The organism is Streptomyces californicus (assembly GCF_000717645.1).
Classification (GTDB): domain Bacteria; phylum Actinomycetota; class Actinomycetes; order Streptomycetales; family Streptomycetaceae; genus Streptomyces; species Streptomyces californicus.
In genome coordinates this window covers 1-18,352 of sequence record NZ_JNZZ01000023.1, presented here as the reverse complement: position 1 = coordinate 18,352, position 18,352 = coordinate 1, and the positions used below count along the sequence as shown (strand labels likewise).

Below are 18,352 nucleotides of genomic sequence, written 5' to 3'. Positions count from 1 at the left end.
CTGTGGCTTCCGTCACCCGCTACGCCGGAAGCTACCGCAGGGCACTGACATCCGGGGGGCAAAGACGGACGGAGGGGTGCCGGACCCCACGGCTCCGGCCACGGTGTCCGGCACCCCTCGCGGATGCCCTCGGCGTCCGGCGCCCGCGCTCCGGCGGACGCCCTCAGCGCTTCGCTCAGGTCCCGGGCTTGCGCCCGTACACGTACACGTCGTCGCCGTTCTTCAGCAGCTTCCAGTATGCCTTCGCGTCGGCGGGGCGCATGTTGACGCAGCCGCCGGAGCCCGGCGGGTTGTACATGGACTTGGTGACCGAGTGGAACGCCTGGCCCCCGTCGAAGAACTGGGAGTACGGCATCCGGACCTTGTAGATGGTCGACCAGTGGTTGATGTTGCGCCAGTAGATCTTCTTGGACCCGGTCCGGGTCTCCGCGCCGTCGCGTCCGGTCCGCACCGGCACCGGCCCGTACTTCAGCTTCTTGCCGTCCTGGATCCAGCTCAGCTGGCGCGTCAGGTCGACACAGGCGATGCGGCCCTTGTTGGTGGGGCACTTCCCGGCCTTGTTGGGGTTCTTCCCGGCCGCCTTCTGGGCGAGCATCGTGTTCATCGTGCGCCAGGTCAGGGGACCGGCGTAGCCGATGGTCGGGGTGATCCCGTGTGCCTTCTGGAACTTCTGGATCGCCTTGCAGTCGGCCGTGGACTGCTTGCCGTCCACCGGCCGCTTGAGGAACTTCTCGACCTGCTTCTGGTGCGGGCCCACCGACTTCGTGCAGGACGCCGCCTGCGCCGCGGTGCCGCTGCCCAGGACCAGGGCCGGAGCGGCCACCAGCCCGGCGACGGACAGGGCGACCCCGCGCCGCAGCCGCGTTCCGGATATCTTCGCCGTGACTCCCATGCGCGCCAACTCCCCTTCGCCCACGGTGCTTTGTTGGTTACGCCTGGTAGACGTGCGAAGGGGAGCGGCGGTTGCGCGCCGTATGTCTCGATTACGTTCCGAAAGCGGCGGCGCGCCGGACCACGAGGGCCGGCCGAGAACGGCGGCCGGCCGACGTGGTCCGGCGCGCGCCGCTCCTCAGCGCGTGGCCGGGACGAGCGCCCGCCGCTCCGCCCGCGCCACCCGCGTCCCGTACAGGGTGATCGAGACGACGCCCAGGACCGCGAACAGTCCCAGCGCGACGGTCCCGGCCCAGCCCCCGGCGTGGAAGGCGATCGCGCCCAGCGTGCCGCCCGCGCTGGAGCCCAGGTAGTACGCCGACTGGTACAGCGCCGACGCCTGCGCCCGGCCCGTCGTCGCGGTCCGGCTCACCGAGGACGAGGCGACCGCGTGCCCGGCGAAGAAGCCGGCCGTGATCAGCACCAGGCCCAGCAGTACGGCGGCGAGGGTGTCGCCCAGCGACAGCAGCAGCCCGGCGGCCGTGGTGGAGACCGCGAGGTACAGCGCGCCCCGGCGGCCGAGCCGGGCCACCAGGCGTCCGGCGGCGGCCGAGGAGACCGTGCCGACCAGGTAGACGAGGAAGATCGAGCCGATGACGCCCTGCGGCAGGCTGAACGGCTCCTCGACCAGGCGGTAGCCGATCACCGTGTAGACCGCGCCGAACACCGTCATGAACAGGGCGCCGATCGCGTACAGCCGGACCAGCAGCGGGTCCGCGAGGTGACCGGCGACGGTCCGCGCGAGCGCCTTCGGGTTCAGCGAACCCGGCCGGAAGTTGCGGGCCTTGGGGATCAGGAAGTGGAACGCGACGGCGCACGCCAGCGCGAGCAGCCCGACCGCCGCGAGCGCGGCGCGCCAGCCCCATGCCTGCGCGACCCAGCCGGTCAGGATGCGCCCGCTCATCCCGCCGATGCTGTTGCCCGCGACGAACAGCCCGATCGCGGCGATCAGCGCCTTGGGCCGCACCTCCTCCGCCAGATACGCCATCGCGGAGGCCGGGAGCCCGGCCAGCGCCGCGCCCTGGACGGCGCGCAGCGCGATCAGCGCGCCCATCGACGGGGCGAACGGCACCAGCAGCCCGACCAGCACGGCGACCGCCAGCGACGCCGTCATCATCTGCCGTCGCCCGAACCGCTCCGAGAGCGCGCTCAGCGGCAGGACGAACAGGGCGAGCGCCCCGGTCGCCGCCGACACGGTCCAGCTCGCCTGCCCGGCGGTCGCGTCGAACGAGGCGGAGACGGCGGGCAGCAGCGCCTGGGTGGAGTAGAGGAGGGCGAAGGCCGCGACACCGGCGGCGAAGAGGGCGAAGCTCATCCGGCGGTAGCCGGGGCGGCCGGGCTCCAGACGCTCGGGAGCGGCGGCGTCGGGCGCGGCGGTGGTGGTGACGGGGGACTGCGGAGCAGAGGCATCCACCACGACGGTGGATGCCCCGGTATCGGCGGGAGGCATACGTCGAACGTAGAGGGAGACGTTTCATGCGTCCAATGCATGAAACTGCCATAATCGATCCCATGGCGCATGAACGCAGCTCAGGGCCTCGGCTGTCACCAAGCAGTTACGAAGAAGACATCCGGGCCGTGCTCGCGCCCCGTCTCGCCTTTTTCGAAGCAGTCGCCCGGCACGAGCATGTGACCCGCGCCGCACACGAACTGGGCGTCCCGCAGTCCACGCTCTCGCGGGCCATGGTCCGGCTCGAAGCCGACCTGGGCGTCGCCCTGTTCGCCCGCAAGGGCCGTACGGTCTCGCTCACCCCGGCCGGCCGCACCTTCCTCGCCTCGGCCGAACGGGCCCTGGCCGAGGTGGAGAAGGCCGCCGACTCGGTCCGGGCGGACGCCGACCCGACGGCGGGCCGGGTCTCCTTCGGCTTCCTGCACACCATGGGCTCGGAGACCGTCCCCGCCCTGATCCGCGCCTTCCGGGTCGACCACCCGAGGGTCCGCTTCCAGCTCGTGCAGAACTACGGCGAGGCGATGATCGAACGGCTCCGCGCCGGCGGCCTCGACCTCTGCCTCACCTCGCCGGTGCCGGACGCCCCCGACCTCGTCGCCCGCCGCCTCGACGAGCAGCGGCTGCGCCTCGTCGTGCCCGACGACCACCGCCTCGCCTCCCGGCGCCGCATCCGCCTCGCGGAGGCCGCCGAGGAGACGTTCGTGACCCTGGAACCCGGTTACGGGCTGCGCCGGATCACCGACGACCTCTGCGCGGAGGCGGGCTTCACCCCGCGCGTCGCCTTCGAGGGCGAGGAGGCGGAGACCCTGCGCGGACTGGTCGCCGCCGGACTCGGGGTGGCCCTGCTGCCGCCGCCCGCGGTCGCCCGGCCCGGGGTCGTCGAGCTGACGGTCACCGCGCCGCGCGCGGTCCGCGAGATCGGCGTCGCCTGGCTGGACGGACACCCGGACACTCCACCGGTCGCCGCCTTCAAACGCTTCCTGCTCTCGCGCCGGGGGAACCTGCTGCCGGACTGACCGGACCGGGACGGAGGTGTACGGGGCGGGGCGCGCGCCCCCCGGACCGGAGGGCGGGCGTACGCGGACGGGGCACGCGGCGGGGCACGCGGCTGGGTGCACGGCGTACGCAGTCGGGCGCGCGGTGTACGAGTCGGGTACGCGGCGTACGAGGCGCGGAACGCGGCACCGGGTGGATCGGATGACGTTCATCTGTTCGGGAGCGGCGAGAATGCCCCGGTGACTCCCGACCGCGCCTCCGCTTCCCCCTCCGCTTCTGCCGCCCCCTCGCCCCCGCCCGCCTCCGCCGGCCTGAGGGGCATCGTGATCCCGGCCGTGGTCGGATCGGTGATGGTGCCGGCCGCGATGGTGCTGTTCGCGCTGCTGCCGGGCAAGCTCTCCGAGGCCCGGGATTTCCAGGCCGCGCGGCCGTGCGCGGAGGTCGGCGGCTCGGCGGTGGAGAACGGCGACTGCCTCGCCACCCGGCCCGCCACCGTGCTCGCGACGGAGGCCCGCCCCCGGGGCAGGGACGCCGCCCACTGGGTCACCCTCGGCCAGGACGACGAGGACCTCCCGCCGTTCCGCGTACGCCTGCGGGGCGAGGGCCCGGTCTGGGAGAAGCTCGCGCCGGGCGACCAGGTCACCGTCGCCACCTGGCGCGCCGCCGCCGTGTGGGTGGAGGCCGGGAACGAGCGCCAGGACTCGGCCGAGCGCCCCGGCCTCGGCGCGGTCGTCCGGCTGGCCGTGGGGCTCGCGCTGCTGATCGTCGGCAGCGTCCTCCTGCGGGCCTCCGGGTGGGCGCACCGGCGCCGCGCGGTCCGGGCCCCCGCCGTGCGCGCCCGGCAGGTCGCCGTGCCGGCGGCGGCGACGGCGGTCGCGGTCGGCATCGCCGTCGCCGCCGCGCTCCTGATCGCGAACGTGCTCCTCGCCCTGGCCGTCGCCGCGGCGGGCTGCGCGGTGGCGTGGGCGGCCTCGGCGCGGCTGCTCCGCCGCCCGGCGTGAGGCGGCGGCGGACAGGCGCGTGAGGCGGCGGCGGACGGCTGTGCGACGGGCGCGTCAGGTGGCAGTCGGCGTCCGTGTGACAGGCGCGTGAAGCAGTGGCCGACGGGTGTGAGGTCACGATTGCCGGGAATCTATTTGAATCCCGCACAATGTCCCGGTGATCCGCTCCACCTCTCCCTCCTCCGGTGCCGCCCCTGACCCCGGCTCCCCTTCCGCGCCCCCGCCCGCCCGCCGCGACCTGAGAAGCGCCCTCGCCCCCGGCGCGATCGGGGTGCTCCTGGTGCTGGCGGCGGCGGTGCTCTTCGCGACGCTGCCCGGGAAGCTGTCGGAGGTCCACGACTTCCGATCGGCACGACCGTGCGCGGAGGTCGCGGTGCCCGAGAACGGCGACTGCCTGGCCACCTGGCCCGCCGTGGCCGTCGCCAAGGAGAGCCGCCGTGAGAAGAGGTCCGACACCCGCCTGGTCACCGTCGCCCCCGGCGACGGCCCGCCCGTCGAGCTGGAGTTGCGGGGCGCCGGACCGGTCTTCGGCGCACTGGAGCCCGGCGACCGGGTGACGGTGCACTCGTGGCGGGGCACCGTATGGGCGCTGAGCCTCGGGGAGCTCCGCCAGGACGTCGTGGGCAAGCCGGGCCCCGGCGCCGCCGCCCGGTTCGCGGTGGCGCTCGCCCTGCTGATCACCGGCGCGGTCCTCGTCCGCGCGGCGTTCCGGTGGAGCCTCCGCCACACCCGCGATCCGGCGGTCCACGCCTGGCAGACCTGGGTGCCGTTCACGGCGACGGCGGCTGCGGTCGGCCTTGCCGTCACCGCCGCGCTGACGGTCGACGGCGTGCTCCCCGTGCTGCTGATCACGGCCGCCGGGTGCGCGGTCGCCGGGACGGCGTCGGCCCTGCTCACCCGGGCGCTGGGCCGGCGCGCGACCGACGTGGTCACCCTGGAGCCGAGGGTCCTCACCGCCGAACGGGTCGTGCGCGCCACCGTGGAGGGCGAGGTCCCGTACAGCATCGAGGGCAACGACCACCTGGCACTGGCCCCCGGCCCCGTGCCCGGTGGACGCGGCCGTCTCGCCACCACCCCGGACGCGTACGGCAAGGTCGTGCTGCGCCCGCTGCCGGAGACCCTGGTACCGGTGCGGCTGCGCAGCGTTCACCTCACCGACCCGCACTACGGCAGGCGCTCCTCCGAGGTGGTGCTGGAGTGCCGCGACGGGGAGGCCGCGGTGCTGATCCTCGCCGAGCGGCCCGCGATGCGCTGGATCCTGGGCGCGCTGCCGCTCCCGCCGCCCACGCCCGACCCGGCGGCCACGCGCCCCGCCTCGGCGCCGGACGCCTGACCGCGCCGCCCGCCGCCACCCCGTACGCGCGGGCGCACGGACGCCCCTGTACGCGCGGGCGCCCCTGTACGCGCGGGCCGTACCTGTACGCGGGGGCCACCCCCGCACGAACGCGCCCTCAGCGCCGCAGCGACCGCCCGAACCCGGCGGCCAGCGGCATCCGCAGCCCCAGGGGCGGCGGCGCGGCCAGGGCGTCCGCGACCGGCCGGGCGTAGGACCGGTCGAAGAGCGACCCGCAGACGAAGTCGGCGGCCAGCGCCACCACTTCGGAGCGGTGCTGGCGCAACGCGTGTCCGTCCGAGTGGACTTCGAAGCGGCAGGTGTCCCGGTTGGTCTTCTTCGACCGCTCGGCCAGCCGGTAGGACAGCTCCGGATCGGTACGCTCGTCGTTGGTGCCGTGCACGATCAACACCCGTCGCCCCACGAGCTGCTGGACCGGCTCCGGCTCGCCCGCGGCCGGTTCCGGAAGCCACGGCGCCAGCGCCAGCACCGAGGTCACCGACCCGTGCCCCGCCGCCCGCAGCGCCGCCCGTCCGCCCATCCCGTGGCCGACCAGGCAGACCGGCACGTCCCCGTACCGGCGCTGCACCTCGTCGGCCGCCCACCCGGCGTCCTCGGCGGGATGCGCGTCGGCCGTGTTCCAGCCGCGCCACCGGTAGCGCAGCACATGGACCGCGAGCCCCTCGCCCGCCCCGGCCCGCGCCAGCGCACGGGCCATCGGCAACTGCGCCGCGTACGCCAGGGCGGAGGGACGGCGGCGGGACACGGGTTCGCCGTCCGGGAGCAGCACAGCCACCCCGCCGACCTCGTCCGTCGCCCCGGCCGCCCGGACGGCCCGCCCCAGTCGAGGGGGCGTCGCCTGGCCGGAACGGGAAAGTGCTCGCTGCGCCATGACAGAACAGTGTCAGAAGGAGAGGTGTACTCCACCCGACTTCGCGGTCACTGTTACGCATCGACACGCGGCGCTCTACGCGCGTAGGCGCTAGAGTGCCAAGATGACGAGCCAGACCCCGAACGTTCCTGATTCCGACCAGATCCGGCGCGCCCCCAAGGTGCTGCTCCACGACCACCTCGACGGCGGCCTGCGGCCGGGCACCATCGTGGAGCTGGCCCGCGCGCAGGGTTACGACTCCCTCCCCGAGACCGAGCCCGACAAGCTCGGCGTCTGGTTCCGCGAGGCCGCCGACTCCGGTTCGCTGCCCCGGTACCTGGAGACGTTCGCGCACACCTGCGCCGTCATGCAGACCCGCGAAGCGCTGTTCCGGGTGGCCGCCGAGTGCGCCGAGGACCTCGCCGAGGACGGTGTCGTCTACGCCGAGATCCGCTACGCCCCCGAGCAGCACCTGGAGGGCGGCCTGACCCTCGAAGAGGTCGTCGAGGCCGTCAACGAGGGCTTCCGCGAGGGCGAGCGCGTCGCCCGTGCCAACGGCCACCGCATCCGGGTCGGCGCCCTCCTCACCGCCATGCGGCACGCCGCCCGTGCGCTGGAGATCGCCGAACTGGCCAACAGCTACCGCGACCAGGGCGTCGTCGGCTTCGACATCGCGGGCGCCGAGGCCGGCTTCCCGCCCACCCGCCACCTCGACGCGTTCGAGTACCTCAAGCGCGAGAACAACCACTTCACGATCCACGCCGGTGAGGCGTTCGGGCTGCCCTCGATCTGGCAGGCCCTCCAGTGGTGCGGCGCCGACCGGCTCGGCCACGGCGTCCGGATCATCGACGACATCGAGGTCGCCGACGACGGCTCGGTCACCCTCGGCCGCCTCGCCTCCTACGTACGGGACAAGCGCATCCCGCTGGAGATGTGCCCGACCTCCAACCTCCAGACCGGCGCGGCCGCCTCGTACGCCGAGCACCCGATCGGACTGCTGCGCAAGCTGCACTTCCGTATCACCGTGAACACGGACAACCGGCTGATGAGCGGTACGTCCATGAGCCAGGAATTCGAGCGGCTGACCGAGACTTTCGGATACACGCTCGATGACATGCAGTGGTTCACGGTCAATGCGATGAAATCAGCATTCATTCCTTTCGATGAACGTCTCGCGATGATCAATGACGTCGTCAAGCCCGGGTACGCGGAGCTTAAGTCGGAGTGGCTGTTCCGTCAGACCGCTGTGACCAGCGCGTCTGCTGCTTCCGCGAGCTGATCGCCGCATCAGCGGAAAGGGCCGGGACGGCGCGTCCCGGCCCTTTTCCGGTGTGTCGGGATGTTTGCGGTGAGGGCGGTGGAATGGCTAGCTTGCAGAGCCGCTCACATCCCCTTCCCCAAGGATGAATTCTCCATGAAGAAGTCTGCCAAGACTCTCGGTGTCGCCGTCCTCGGCGCCGCTTTCGCCGCTGCCGCCGGCGGCAGCGCCTCCGCCGCCACCGCGCTGCCGCTCGACGCCGCGGCCGGGGTGCTCCCCGTCTCGACGATGGCGGTCGACACCCTCGCCAAGTCGGCCCAGAACGCGCCGGTCCAGGAGACCGTCGGCAAGGTCCTCGGCGGCGACGCCACCGACGCGGCCGCCCCGGTCACCGGTCTGCTCGGCGGCCTGCCCACCCAGGGCCTCTCCGCCAACGGGATCCCGCTCGGCGGCTGACCCCGCCCCGGCCGCCGGAACACCGGCGCCACCCCCGCACACCGGTGGGGCGCACACCCTGATCCCAGGATGTGCGCCCCACCGCGCGTTCACCGCTCCTCGTGAAGCCGGGCGTCACCAGGCCGTCGCGGAGGAGGCGGACTTCTCCGAGGGCAGCAGCGCCCACAGCGCCAGGTAGATCAGGAACTGCGGACCGGGCAGCAGGCAGGAGACGACGAAGATGACGCGCATCGTGCCCGCGGAGGTGCCGAAACGCCGGGCGAGGCCCGCGCACACTCCGCCGATCATGCGGCCTTCGCGGGGGCGGACAAGTGCGGCCATGGTGGGCTCCTTCGCGTACGTGGCGGGAGGGAGCGGCTTTCCGCGCTCCCCGATGTATCCATGGTGCCGCCGCGAGGGGGGGACAAAACATCGCTCTACGGGGCGAGACCGACCCCGGTAATCGTCGGGGTCGTCCCCCCAGGGGCCTCGTCCCGGAGTCGGGTCTCCTGCCGGTGGTGCGGCAGATCCCGCACCCCGGGCAGCCCCCGGCGGCGCAGCCGCGCCCGGCAGAACGGGACGACCAGCAGGTGGGCCAGCACGACCCCGGCGGTGTTCAGCAGCAGCGAGTCGATGTCGACGACCTGACCGGGCACTCCGGTCTGCCCCAGTTCGATGGCGAGCGAGATCAGCGCCCCGGCGGCGGCCGTACGCAGCAGGGAGAGCCACGGGGAGACGAAGATCCGGCCCCCGGCCATCGGGAGCAGCACCCCGAGCGGGGCGAGCAGCAGCAGCGCTCCGCCGATCCGGCGGGCCGCCTCGACCGGTCCCAGCGCCAGGTCGGCGCGGATGCCGGCGAGCGGTTCGAAGTTCGCCGCCGCGATCCAGGGGACGTCCAGCGGGCGCAGGGTCAGCCACCCGACGAGCAGGAGATGCGCGGCCAGGAGGGAGACCCCCGCCGCGCGGAAGTGGATGACGGTCCGACCGTCCGAACTGTGCCGCACGCCCACCAAGACGCGCTGACCGGCGGGATCGGTTCCGCGTGCCGCCGGCGGTCGTACGGACGCCCCGCACGGGCACACCCGTACGGACGGGACCGGCGCACCCCCACCGGCCTCGTCCGGGCCCGCGAGGCCGAAGCGCCCCCGAAGCCACCGTCCTACCGGTGCGCGCCTCCCGAAGCCACCGCACCCGAAGCGCCCCCGAAGCCACCGCCCCGCAGAAGCACGCCCCCCGAAGCGCACACCTCACCGAGGCACGCCACCGAGGCGCCCCCGGAGTCCGCGTCGCCTCAGTCCAGCCCGGCCGCGTCCGGTGTCGTGACCAGGTCGCCCGGCCGGGCCTTCGTCTGCGTGGTGCACAGATAGCCGCGCGGCGGGTACGTCCCCGGCCCGCCCAGGACCACCGAACCGCCCCGGGCCAGCGTCTCGCTCTCCGCGTACGTGCACACGATCTGCGACAGCGCCTCCGCCGACAGGTCCTCCGGCTGACTGCTCAGCCGTACCGTGCCCGCCGGGTCGTCGTCGCGGGTCGGCGCCACCCGGAGGCCCACCGGCACGGCGGTGGTGAACCCGGCCCGCCGCTCGCCCGCCGAGGGGGCCCGCTGCGCCTCGGCGAGCAGCTCCCGGGCGACCGCCGCCGGATCGTCGCCCGCCGCACTCCGGTCCACCGGACGCTCCACGGTGACGAGCTGCGAGGCGCACACCAGGTACACCTTGGCGCGCGTGCCCTCCGGCGACGCGGAGGCGACGTCCGACGGGGACAGCCGGCAGGGCACCCGGGAGGGCGCGGCGCCCGCGTCCACCGGCACCGAGGTCGTACGGATACCGCACCCGGAGACCAGCGCCGCGACCACCGCCGCGGCCGCGAAGGAAGCTCCCGTGCGCCGCCGGAACACCGTCACCGACGTGCCGGCGGCGCGTCTCCGGAGCGCCGCCGTGAACCGCCCCGCCGCCGTACGCGACCGGAGCGGGCCCCGCTCCGGGTCCGTGATGTCGCCGTGCTTCACGTCGCCCCGTTCTCGTCCGGGGCCTGGACGCCCGGCCCGTCGTTCCGTGCGATGCCCTCGGCGTCGCGCGGCAGCCGCAGGGTGAACACCGCGCCGCCGTCCGGGGAGTTGGCCGCCGAGATGTCACCGCCGTGGATGTGCGCGTTCTCCATGGCGATGGAGAGGCCGAGCCCGCTGCCCTCCGAACGGGGCCGGGAGGCGCTCGCCTTGTAGAACCGGTCGAAGACGTGCGGCAGCACGTCCTCGGGGATGCCCGGACCGTGGTCCCGTACCTCGATGAGCAGCTCCTCGCCCTCGATCCGCACCCGTACGCCCACCGGGGAACCGCCGTGCTTGAGGGCGTTGCCGATGAGGTTGGCCAGGATCACGTCCAGCCGGCGCGGATCGAGGCGGACCATCATGCCGCGCTCCGCGTCCAGGTCCACCGCGTCCAGCCAGGCCCGCGCGTCGATGCACGCGGTCACCTGGTCGGCCACGTCCACGTCGTCCAGGACCAGCCGGGCCGTGCCCGCGTCGAAGCGGGTCACCTCCATCAGGTTCTCCACCAGGTCGTTCAGCCGCCGGGTCTCGCTGACCACCAGGTGCACGGCGGGGGCGATCATCGGGTCGAGCGTGTCCGCCTCGTCCTCCAGCACCTCGGCCACCGCCGTGATCGCGGTCAGCGGGGTGCGCAGCTCGTGCGACATGTCGGCGACGAACCGGCGGCTCGCCTCCTCCCGCGCGCTCATGTCCGCGACCTTCTTCTCCAGCGAGCCCGCCGTCCTGTTGAACGTACGGGAGAGGTCGGCGAGTTCGTCCGTGCCGGAGACCACGAGCCGGGTGTCGAGCTTGCCCTCGCCCAGCTTGCGCGCCGCGTCCCCGAGCCGCTGCACCGGGCGCAGCACGGTCGTCGCGGCGGCCTGCGCGAGCAGCGCCGAACCGATCAGCGCGAGCGCGGTGGCGATCCCCAGCGACCAGGCCAGCGAGTTGAGGTCCTGCCGTTCCTGGTCGAGGGACTTGAGCATGTACCCGGTCGGGCCGCCGCCGATGATCCGCGTACCGGCGACCAGGTACGGGGTGCCCGCGATGCTCGTACGCTGCCAGAACAGGTGGTACTCGTGGTCGTTGCTCGACGTCAGCGGCTGCTTGCGGGCCACCTGCCGCTGCAGTGACTCCGGGACGTCGTCCCGGGTGAAGGTGTCCAGGTCCGAGTAGCCCATGATCGGCTTGCCGCGCTCGCGTTCGGCCTCCAGCAGCACGTCGTACCCGGGGCTGCCCGCCGCCATGTCCCCGGCGGCCCGCTGGAGGTCGTCCTTGGTGGGGCGGGTCGGCAGCGCCGCCGCGGTGTCCTGCATCTGCCGCCGGAAGTCGTCGAGCGCGGCGTCCTGGGTACGGGTGAGCACGGCCTCGCGGTTGAGCCAGTACGCGATCCCCGAAGCCGACACCGCGGCCACCAGGGCGACCAGCGCGAACACCACGACCAGCCGCATCCGCAGACTGGTCCAGCGCAGCCCGGCACGCAGGGACCGCTTGAGGGTGGTGGTCACTGAGGCGAGTCCAGCCGATAGCCCACGCCCCGCACGGTACGGATCAGGGTCGGCGAGGACGGCACGTCCTCCACCTTCGCGCGCAGCCGCTGGACGCACGCGTCCACCAGACGGGAGTCGCCCAGGTAGTCGTGCTCCCACACCAGCCGCAGCAACTGCTGCCGGGAGAGGGCCTGTCCGGGCCGGCGGCTCAGCTCCAGCAGGAGCCGCAGCTCGGTCGGCGTGAGCTGCAGGTCCTCCCCGTCCTTGGTGACGGTCATGGCGGAGCGGTCGATCACCACGGAACCGAAGGTCGCGGAGTCGGTCGACTCCCGCTCCCCGCGCCGCAGCACCGCCCGGATCCGGGCGTCCAGCACCCGGCCCTGGACGGGTTTCACCACATAGTCGTCCGCGCCGGACTCCAGTCCCACCACGACGTCGATGTCGTCGCTGCGCGCGGTCAGCAGAATGATCGGCAGCTGGTCGGTGCGGCGGATCCGCCGGCACACCTCGAAACCGTCGATCCCGGGCAGCATCACATCCAGCACGACCAGGTCGGGCCGCTGCTCGCGCAGCAGCTCCAGGCCGTCCTCTCCCGTCGCCGCGGTGGCCACACGGTGGCCCTGGCGTGACAGCGAGAGTTCGAGGGCCGTGCGGATGGCGTCGTCGTCCTCGATCAGCAACAGGAAAGGCACGAGCGCCATTCTGGCCCATGGGGGCGCTTCAGTTCGACCCGCGGCCCGCTCCGATCGCGGGGGCACGGCCACGACATCCCCTGTGACAGCCCTGTGACAGTCGGGGGACAGCGCCGAGAAACTGCCCCGGCAAGCTCTAGGTCAGCAAGGAACGAACGGACTCCACCGAACAGGGGGCGCGAGATGAACGCACTGCACAGCACCAGCTCAAGCGCAGTTGTCACGCGTCTCCACGACATCGGCCGGAGCACGGAGAAGTCCGGTGCGACGAACATGCGGGGGTGTGTTCGAAGCGCCGGGCGTCCGTATCTGCCGTCGCAGCCGACCGCGGAGCACCCGCGGACGACGTACATGACGGTGGTGGACGCACCCACGGGGGAAGTGGGGGGCAACGGGGGAAACGCGTACGGGAAGGCCGCGGGGGATCGCACCACGAGGGCGGAGAGCGCGGACGCCGAAGCGGCGTTCACGGCCTACGTCCAGGAGCGACGGTCCTCCCTGTACGCGACCGCCTACCACCTGACCGGCGACCGGTTCGAGGCCGAGGACCTGCTGCAGAGCGCCCTCTTCTCGACGTACCGGGCGTGGGACCGGATCAGCGACAAGGCGGCGGTCGGCGGCTATCTGCGCCGCACCATGACCAACCTGCACATCAGCGCCTGGCGCAGGCGCAAGCTCAACGAATACCCGACCGAGGAGCTGCCGGAGACGGTGGGCGACACGGACGCGATGCGCGGCACGGAGCTGCGGGCGGTGCTCTGGCAGGCACTGGCCCGGCTGCCCGAACTCCAGCGCACGATGCTGGTTCTGCGGTACTACGAGGGCCGCACCGACCCGGAGATCGCGTCCATCCTCGACATCAGTGTCGGCACGGTGAAGTCGAGCATCTGGCGCTCCCTGCGCCGGCTGCGCGAGGACGAGGTCCTCAGCTTCGGACGTGACGAGCAGGAGTCCTTCGGCGAGTTGGTGGCCTGAGGCAGGGCCCTGCGCCTGGGGGAGGCGAGGGCCGAGGGGGAAACACGGGGGAGAGGGAAAAACGGGGACCGAGGGGACACGGGGGAGCAACAAAGGGGGAGGGCCCGGCGCTTCGGGGGAGGCGCGGGCCACGGGGGAAAGACAGCGGGGTCGTACGGGCCGGGGGGCCTGTACGACCCCGCTGTCCGTGCGCCGGGGCCCGGGACGGCCGGGTGCGGCCGAGCGGTCCGGCTACTCCGGGACCGGTGCCGTCACGTGGGCGCGGCGGCAACGGCCCGCCGCCGCGGCGGCGAAGCGGCCGAGGGCCTCCTCCTTGCCGCAGGGGTGCGCCCCCAGGGCCGTCTGACGGGCCACGATGCGGCGTTCCGCGCGCATCAGGCGCCAGCCCCGGCGCAGCAGGAACGGCACCGACTTGCGGCCCTCGCGCAGGTCCCGCACCAGTCGGCGGCGGAACGTCGTCGTCGGGCGGCCGCGCAGGCAGAGCGCGTCGGCCAGCAGACCCAGCTCCTGGCAGCGGCGCACGATGTCGGCCGCGAAGATGCCCTCCGCCACGAACAGCGGCGACCGCTCGATGTGGAAGGTCTCGTGGCCCGTACGGGAGCTGGTGGCGATGTCGTACACCGGGACGTCCGTGCTGCCGCACCGGCACAGCTCGGCGACGGCGGCCACCGCCGCGTCCGCGTCCCAGGACGCGGCGGAGTCCCAGTCGATGTCCGTGGAGCCGGGGACCCGCGGCAGCGTCGGGTCGCCCGCCTCCTTGTAGAAGTCGTCCAGGCGCAGCACCGGGAGACCGGTGCGGGCGGCCAGGACGGACTTGCCGGAGCCGGAAGGGCCCGCGAGCAGGACGACGCGGGTGGGGATCGGTTGGGAACTCACAGAACAGAAGTGTGAGGCATTGACCCGGGCAGGGGACCCCCAGGGCCATCCGTTGGTATCCAGCATCACACCTCAACTACTCTGCGCGTACGGACGATTACCCGACCAGGTTCGATCAGGTGGAAAACATGGGACTTCACGCACGCAAGCCCGAACGCCGCACCCTGCTGCGCGCCGGTCTGACGCTCACCGCCCTGGGCGCGGCCCTGGGGGCCGGCGCGGGCTCCGCCGGAGCCGTTCAGCTGCCCTCCGTCGCGGACGCCCCGGACCAGGGCGTCTCCGCCCTCCAGGCGGTCGGCGAGACGGCCGCGCCGGCGGTGACCAGCGCGCTCGGCACCTCGCTGGCCCACAGCGTCGCCCCGGTGACCGACCTCCAGCTCGACCCGCTGGCGAACACCGGCGTGGACCCGCTGGACAACGCGGTGGGCACCCAGATCGCCGACTTCAAGCCGGTCACCACCGCGATCGTCACCGACCCGATCACCAGCGGCGCCTCGCTGAGCGAGCTGCCCGTGGTGGGCGCGGTGACCGGGCTCGTCACCGGCTGACGCACGCGGACGCGGACACGGCGAACGGGGCCGCCCCGGGGTGGGAGGGCGGCCCCGTTCGCGTACGCGCCGGGCGGGCCGGGCTCAGTACGAGGAGCCCGCGGCCCCCAGCGCGCCCGTCGGGTGCCACACCGTCTTGGTCTCCAGGAAGGCCGTCAGGCGGTGCGTGCCGGGAGAGGCGAGCCAGTCCCCGCCGTCCGCGTCCACGTCCCGGGGGCGCAGGACCCGCTTCAGGTTGTCCGCCGCCGCGATCTCCAGCTCCTTCGCCAGCGCGGCGTCCGCACCGGTCAGGTCGATCGCGTTGACGTCCTGGTGGGCGGCGAGCGGGGCGGCGATCTCCGCCGTGGCGCCGGTCAGGATGTTGACCACGCCGCCCGGGACGTCCGAGGTGGCCAGCACCTCGCCCAGCGACAGCGCGGGCAGCGGGGCGTCGGCCGAGGCGACGACGACCGCCGTGTTGCCGGTCGCGATCACCGGGGCGACCACCGACACCAGGCCGAGCAGCGAGGAGCCCTGCGGTGCGAGGACCGCGACGACGCCCGTCGGCTCGGGGGTGGAGAGGTTGAGGAACGGGCCCGCGACCGGGTTGGCCCCGCCCGCGATCTGGCCGATCTTGTCGGTCCAGCCCGCGTACCAGACCCAGCGGTCGATGGCCGCGTCCACCACGGCCCCCGCCTTGGACTTCGACAGCCCCTCGGCGGCGGCCACCTCGCGGACGAACTGCTCCCGGCGGCCCTCCAGCATCTCCGCGACGCGGTAGAGGACCTGGCCCCGGTTGTACGCGGTCGCGCCCGACCAGCCGCCGAACGCCTTGCGCGCCGCCACGACCGCGTCGCGCGCGTCCTTGCGGGAGGACTTCGGCGCGTTGGCGAGCCACGCGCCCTTCGAGTCGGTCACCTCGTACACCCGGCCGCTCTCGGAGCGGGGGAACTTGCCCCCGACGTACAGCTTGTAGGTCTTGAAGACGCCGAGGCGCCGCTCGGCGTCGCCGTGGTTCGGTTCGCGGTCAGACATCGAGGTACGCCTCCAGGCCGTGGCGGCCGCCCTCGCGGCCGTAGCCCGACTCCTTGTAGCCGCCGAACGGCGACGTCGGGTCGAACTTGTTGAACGTGTTGGCCCAGACGACGCCCGCCCGGAGCTTGCCGGCGACCGCGAGGATGCGGGAGCCCTTCTCCGTCCAGATGCCCGCCGAGAGGCCGTACTGGGTGTTGTTGGCCTTGGCGACCGCCTCGTCCGGGGTGCGGAACGTGAGGACCGAGAGCACCGGGCCGAAGATCTCGTCCCGGGCCACCGTGTGCGCCTGGGTGACGTTCGTGAAGAGCGTCGGGGCGAACCAGTAGCCGGACGAGGGCAGTTCGCACGGGGCGGTCCAGCGCTCCGCGCCCTCCGCCTCGCCGGTCTCCGCCAGGGCGGTGATCCGGGCGAGCTGCTCGGCGGAGTTGATCGCGCCGATGTCGGTGTTCTTGTCCAGCGGGTCGCCGAGCCGGAGCGTGGACAGCCGGCGCTTGAGCGCGTCCAGCACCTCGTCCCGGACCGACTCCTGGACCAGCAGGCGGGAGCCCGCGCAGCAGACCTGGCCCTGGTTGAAGAAGATCCCGGTGACGATGCCCTCGACGGCCTGGTCGACCGGGGCGTCGTCGAACACGATGTTCGCGCCCTTGCCGCCCAGCTCCAGGGTGACCTTCTTGTCCGTGCCCGCGACGGAACGCGCGATCGCCTTGCCGACCGCCGTCGAACCGGTGAACGCCACCTTGTTCACGTCCGGGTGCGTGACCAGGGCCTCGCCCGCGTCCCCGTACCCGGTCAGGATGTTGACGACGCCCTTCGGCAGCCCGGCCTGGCGGCAGATGTCCGCGAAGAACAGCGCGCTCAGCGGGGTCGTCTCGGCGGGCTTCAGGACCACCGTGTTGCCCGTGGCGAGCGCCGGGGCGATCTTCCACGCGAGCATCAGCAGCGGGAAGTTCCACGGGATGACCTGGCCGGCCACGCCCAGCGGGCGCGGATTCGCTCCGTAGCCCGCGTGGTCGAGCTTGTCGGCCCAGCCCGCGTAGTAGAAGAAGTGCGCGGCGACCAGCGGGAGGTCCGCGTCGCGGGTCTCCTTGATCGGCTTGCCGTTGTCGAGCGTCTCCAGGACGGCCAGCTCGCGGCTGCGCTCCTGGATGATCCGCGCGATCCGGAACAGGTACTTGGCGCGCTCGGAGCCGGGCAGCGCCGACCACTTCCCGAACGCCTTCCGGGCCGCCTTCACGGCGCGGTCCACGTCCGCCTGTCCGGCCTGCGCGACCTCGGAGAGGACCTCCTCGGTGCTCGGCGAGACGGTCTTGAAGACCTTGCCGTCGGCGGCCTCGGTGAACTCGCCGTCGATGAACAGCCCGTAGGAGGGGGCGATGTCGACGACGGAACGGGACTCCGGCGCCGGTGCGTACTCGAATGCGGATGCCATGGCTATCAGTCCACCGTCACGTAATCGGGGCCGGAGTAACGGCCGGTGCTGAGCTTCTGGCGCTGCATCAGCAGGTCGTTGAGCAGGCTGGACGCACCGAACCGGAACCAGTGCGGGTCCAGCCAGTCCTCGCCCGCGGTCTCGTTCACCAGGACCAGGAACTTCACCGCGTCCTTGGTGGTGCGGATGCCGCCGGCCGGCTTCACACCGATCTGTACGCCGGTGGCCGCCCGGAAGTCGCGCACGGCCTCCAGCATGAGGAGGGTGTTGGCGGGGGTGGCGTTGGTGCCCACCTTGCCGGTCGAGGTCTTGATGAAGTCCGCGCCCGCCAGCATCCCGATCCAGGAGGCACGGCGGATGTTGTCGTACGTGGACAGCTCGCCGGTCTCGAAGATCACCTTGAGGCGGGCGGAGCCGCACTCCGCCTTCACGGCGACGATCTCCTCGTAGACCTTCAGGAACCGGCCGGAGAGGAACGCCCCCCGGTCGATCACCATGTCGATCTCGTCCGCCCCGGCCGCCACGGCCTCGCGGACGTCGGCCAGCTTGACGTCCAGCGCGGCCCGCCCCGCCGGGAAGGCGGTCGCCACGGACGCCACCTTCACGCCGGAGCCGGCCAGCGCGGCGGCGGCGGTGGCCGCCATGTCAGGGTAGACGCAGACGGCCGCGGTGCGCGGGGTCGTCCGGTCGGTGGGGTCGGGGTTGACGGCCTTGGCGGCGAGGGCCCGGACCTTGCCCGGGGTGTCCGCGCCTTCCAGCGTCGTCAGGTCGATCATCGAGATGGCGAGATCGATGGCGTACGCCTTGGCCGTCGTCTTGATCGAACGGGTTCCGAGGGCGGCGGCGCGCGCTTCGAGTCCGACGGCGTCGACGCCGGGCAGCCCGAACAGGAAGCGGCGCAGCGCACTGTCGGACGCGGTCGCGTCGGAGAATGCGGGAGCAGTGGTGGGCATGGTCACCAGAGGAGCATATCTACGCGCGTAGCGACCTGTACAGGGGGCCAGGTCATCCGGGGGTCGGTGGGGCGG

General features: G+C 73.1%; 19 protein-coding genes. 7 read left to right on the top strand and 12 right to left on the bottom strand.

Annotated features, from left to right (window positions below; genetic code table 11):
• Positions 1-175 precede the first annotated feature (175 nt).
• Positions 176-892 (bottom strand): L,D-transpeptidase family protein, encoded by a 717-nt coding sequence (locus IF19_RS0127180; RefSeq protein WP_030112618.1) that lies wholly within the window; start codon positions 890-892, stop codon positions 176-178.
• A 177-nt stretch (positions 893-1,069) separates the two neighbouring features.
• Positions 1,070-2,380, bottom strand: a complete 1,311-nt coding sequence (locus IF19_RS0127175) for an MFS transporter (RefSeq protein ID WP_030192899.1) — start codon at positions 2,378-2,380, stop codon at positions 1,070-1,072.
• Positions 2,381-2,442: 62 nt separating this feature from the next.
• Here IF19_RS0127175 and IF19_RS0127170 point away from each other — a divergent pair, with 62 nt between their 5' ends.
• The 3 genes from IF19_RS0127170 (at position 2,443) to IF19_RS1000000137165 (ending at position 5,710) form a co-directional block, all read left to right on the top strand.
• On the top strand, positions 2,443-3,396 hold the full coding sequence (locus IF19_RS0127170; RefSeq protein WP_030112615.1) for a LysR family transcriptional regulator: 954 nt from the start codon (positions 2,443-2,445) through the stop codon (positions 3,394-3,396).
• Positions 3,397-3,615: 219 nt separating this feature from the next.
• Positions 3,616-4,377, top strand: coding sequence for a hypothetical protein (locus tag IF19_RS0127165; RefSeq protein ID WP_030277346.1), 762 nt, complete (start codon positions 3,616-3,618; stop codon positions 4,375-4,377).
• 157 nt (positions 4,378-4,534) lie between these two features.
• Positions 4,535-5,710 (top strand): hypothetical protein, encoded by a 1,176-nt coding sequence (locus tag IF19_RS1000000137165; RefSeq protein ID WP_063751379.1) that lies wholly within the window; start codon positions 4,535-4,537, stop codon positions 5,708-5,710.
• A 118-nt stretch (positions 5,711-5,828) separates the two neighbouring features.
• On the opposite strand, the gene IF19_RS0127155 is transcribed toward IF19_RS1000000137165, so the two are convergent.
• A complete protein-coding gene (locus IF19_RS0127155; RefSeq protein ID WP_030120396.1) occupies positions 5,829-6,506 on the bottom strand; it encodes an alpha/beta hydrolase in 678 nt (225 codons plus the stop codon).
• A 199-nt stretch (positions 6,507-6,705) separates the two neighbouring features.
• Between IF19_RS0127155 and IF19_RS0127150 the strand changes: the two genes are divergently transcribed.
• Complete coding sequence (locus tag IF19_RS0127150; protein WP_030112609.1) at positions 6,706-7,860, top strand: adenosine deaminase; 1,155 nt, start codon at positions 6,706-6,708, stop codon at positions 7,858-7,860.
• Between the two features lie 135 nt (positions 7,861-7,995).
• A complete protein-coding gene (locus IF19_RS0127145; protein ID WP_030112608.1) occupies positions 7,996-8,295 on the top strand; it encodes a hypothetical protein in 300 nt (99 codons plus the stop codon).
• A gap of 114 nt (positions 8,296-8,409) precedes the next feature.
• Here the strand turns inward: IF19_RS0127145 and IF19_RS0127140 are convergent, their stop codons facing one another.
• The 5 genes from IF19_RS0127140 to afsQ1 form a co-directional block, all read right to left on the bottom strand.
• Positions 8,410-8,616 carry a PspC domain-containing protein gene (locus IF19_RS0127140; RefSeq protein WP_030112607.1) on the bottom strand — a complete coding sequence of 69 codons (207 nt, stop codon included), beginning with the start codon at positions 8,614-8,616 and terminating at the stop codon, positions 8,410-8,412.
• A gap of 95 nt (positions 8,617-8,711) precedes the next feature.
• The gene (locus tag IF19_RS0127135) at positions 8,712-9,284 is read right to left on the bottom strand and encodes a VanZ family protein (RefSeq protein WP_030277345.1); all 573 of its coding nucleotides are present in this window, start codon (positions 9,282-9,284) and stop codon (positions 8,712-8,714) included.
• Positions 9,285-9,565: 281 nt separating this feature from the next.
• Positions 9,566-10,171 (bottom strand): GerMN domain-containing protein, encoded by a 606-nt coding sequence (locus tag IF19_RS0127130; protein ID WP_032748205.1) that lies wholly within the window; start codon positions 10,169-10,171, stop codon positions 9,566-9,568.
• Between the two features lie 107 nt (positions 10,172-10,278).
• Positions 10,279-11,808, bottom strand: a complete 1,530-nt coding sequence (locus IF19_RS0127125; RefSeq protein WP_030192908.1) for a sensor histidine kinase — start codon at positions 11,806-11,808, stop codon at positions 10,279-10,281.
• Positions 11,805-12,482 carry a two-component system response regulator AfsQ1 gene (gene afsQ1, locus IF19_RS0127120; RefSeq protein WP_078580519.1) on the bottom strand — a complete coding sequence of 226 codons (678 nt, stop codon included), beginning with the start codon at positions 12,480-12,482 and terminating at the stop codon, positions 11,805-11,807. Before afsQ1 ends, IF19_RS0127125 begins: the two co-directional genes overlap by 4 nt.
• Before the next feature lie 183 nt (positions 12,483-12,665).
• Here afsQ1 and IF19_RS0127115 point away from each other — a divergent pair, with 183 nt between their 5' ends.
• On the top strand, positions 12,666-13,457 hold the full coding sequence (locus tag IF19_RS0127115; protein WP_078580515.1) for a SigE family RNA polymerase sigma factor: 792 nt from the start codon (positions 12,666-12,668) through the stop codon (positions 13,455-13,457).
• 231 nt (positions 13,458-13,688) lie between these two features.
• Here the strand turns inward: IF19_RS0127115 and IF19_RS0127110 are convergent, their stop codons facing one another.
• A complete protein-coding gene (locus tag IF19_RS0127110) occupies positions 13,689-14,399 on the bottom strand; it encodes a nucleoside/nucleotide kinase family protein (protein ID WP_030727074.1) in 711 nt (236 codons plus the stop codon).
• Between the two features lie 62 nt (positions 14,400-14,461).
• On the opposite strand from IF19_RS0127110, the gene IF19_RS0127105 reads away from it, so the two are divergent.
• The gene (locus IF19_RS0127105) at positions 14,462-14,881 is read left to right on the top strand and encodes a hypothetical protein (RefSeq protein WP_030112598.1); all 420 of its coding nucleotides are present in this window, start codon (positions 14,462-14,464) and stop codon (positions 14,879-14,881) included.
• An 84-nt stretch (positions 14,882-14,965) separates the two neighbouring features.
• On the opposite strand, the gene IF19_RS0127100 is transcribed toward IF19_RS0127105, so the two are convergent.
• Genes IF19_RS0127100 through deoC form a run of 3 tightly spaced genes read right to left on the bottom strand, consistent with a single transcriptional unit; the run spans position 14,966 to position 18,277 of the window.
• Complete coding sequence (locus tag IF19_RS0127100) at positions 14,966-15,895, bottom strand: aldehyde dehydrogenase family protein (protein WP_030112597.1); 930 nt, start codon at positions 15,893-15,895, stop codon at positions 14,966-14,968.
• Positions 15,888-17,324 carry an aldehyde dehydrogenase family protein gene (locus tag IF19_RS0127095; protein WP_030112596.1) on the bottom strand — a complete coding sequence of 479 codons (1,437 nt, stop codon included), beginning with the start codon at positions 17,322-17,324 and terminating at the stop codon, positions 15,888-15,890. Before IF19_RS0127095 ends, IF19_RS0127100 begins: the two co-directional genes overlap by 8 nt.
• Positions 17,325-17,329: 5 nt before the next feature.
• Positions 17,330-18,277 carry a deoxyribose-phosphate aldolase gene (gene deoC / locus IF19_RS0127090; RefSeq protein WP_030120390.1) on the bottom strand — a complete coding sequence of 316 codons (948 nt, stop codon included), beginning with the start codon at positions 18,275-18,277 and terminating at the stop codon, positions 17,330-17,332.
• Between the last annotated feature and the right edge of the window lie 75 nt (positions 18,278-18,352).

What these genes read in the sequence shown, in the direction of transcription:
- IF19_RS0127180 (WP_030112618.1), bottom strand. Translation starts at nt 892, where the DNA reads ATGGGAGTCACGGCGAAGATATCCGGAACGCGGCTGCGGCGCGGGGTC.
- IF19_RS0127175 (WP_030192899.1), bottom strand. Translation starts at nt 2,380, where the DNA reads ATGCCTCCCGCCGATACCGGGGCATCCACCGTCGTGGTGGATGCCTCT.
- IF19_RS0127170 (WP_030112615.1), top strand. Translation starts at nt 2,443, where the DNA reads ATGGCGCATGAACGCAGCTCAGGGCCTCGGCTGTCACCAAGCAGTTAC.
- IF19_RS0127150 (WP_030112609.1), top strand. Translation starts at nt 6,706, where the DNA reads ATGACGAGCCAGACCCCGAACGTTCCTGATTCCGACCAGATCCGGCGC.
- IF19_RS0127145 (WP_030112608.1), top strand. Translation starts at nt 7,996, where the DNA reads ATGAAGAAGTCTGCCAAGACTCTCGGTGTCGCCGTCCTCGGCGCCGCT.
- IF19_RS0127140 (WP_030112607.1), bottom strand. Translation starts at nt 8,616, where the DNA reads ATGGCCGCACTTGTCCGCCCCCGCGAAGGCCGCATGATCGGCGGAGTG.
- IF19_RS0127115 (WP_078580515.1), top strand. Translation starts at nt 12,666, where the DNA reads ATGAACGCACTGCACAGCACCAGCTCAAGCGCAGTTGTCACGCGTCTC.
- IF19_RS0127110 (WP_030727074.1), bottom strand. Translation starts at nt 14,399, where the DNA reads ATGCTGGATACCAACGGATGGCCCTGGGGGTCCCCTGCCCGGGTCAAT.
- IF19_RS0127105 (WP_030112598.1), top strand. Translation starts at nt 14,462, where the DNA reads ATGGGACTTCACGCACGCAAGCCCGAACGCCGCACCCTGCTGCGCGCC.
- IF19_RS0127100 (WP_030112597.1), bottom strand. Translation starts at nt 15,895, where the DNA reads ATGTCTGACCGCGAACCGAACCACGGCGACGCCGAGCGGCGCCTCGGC.
- IF19_RS0127095 (WP_030112596.1), bottom strand. Translation starts at nt 17,324, where the DNA reads ATGGCATCCGCATTCGAGTACGCACCGGCGCCGGAGTCCCGTTCCGTC.
- deoC (WP_030120390.1), bottom strand. Translation starts at nt 18,277, where the DNA reads ATGCCCACCACTGCTCCCGCATTCTCCGACGCGACCGCGTCCGACAGT.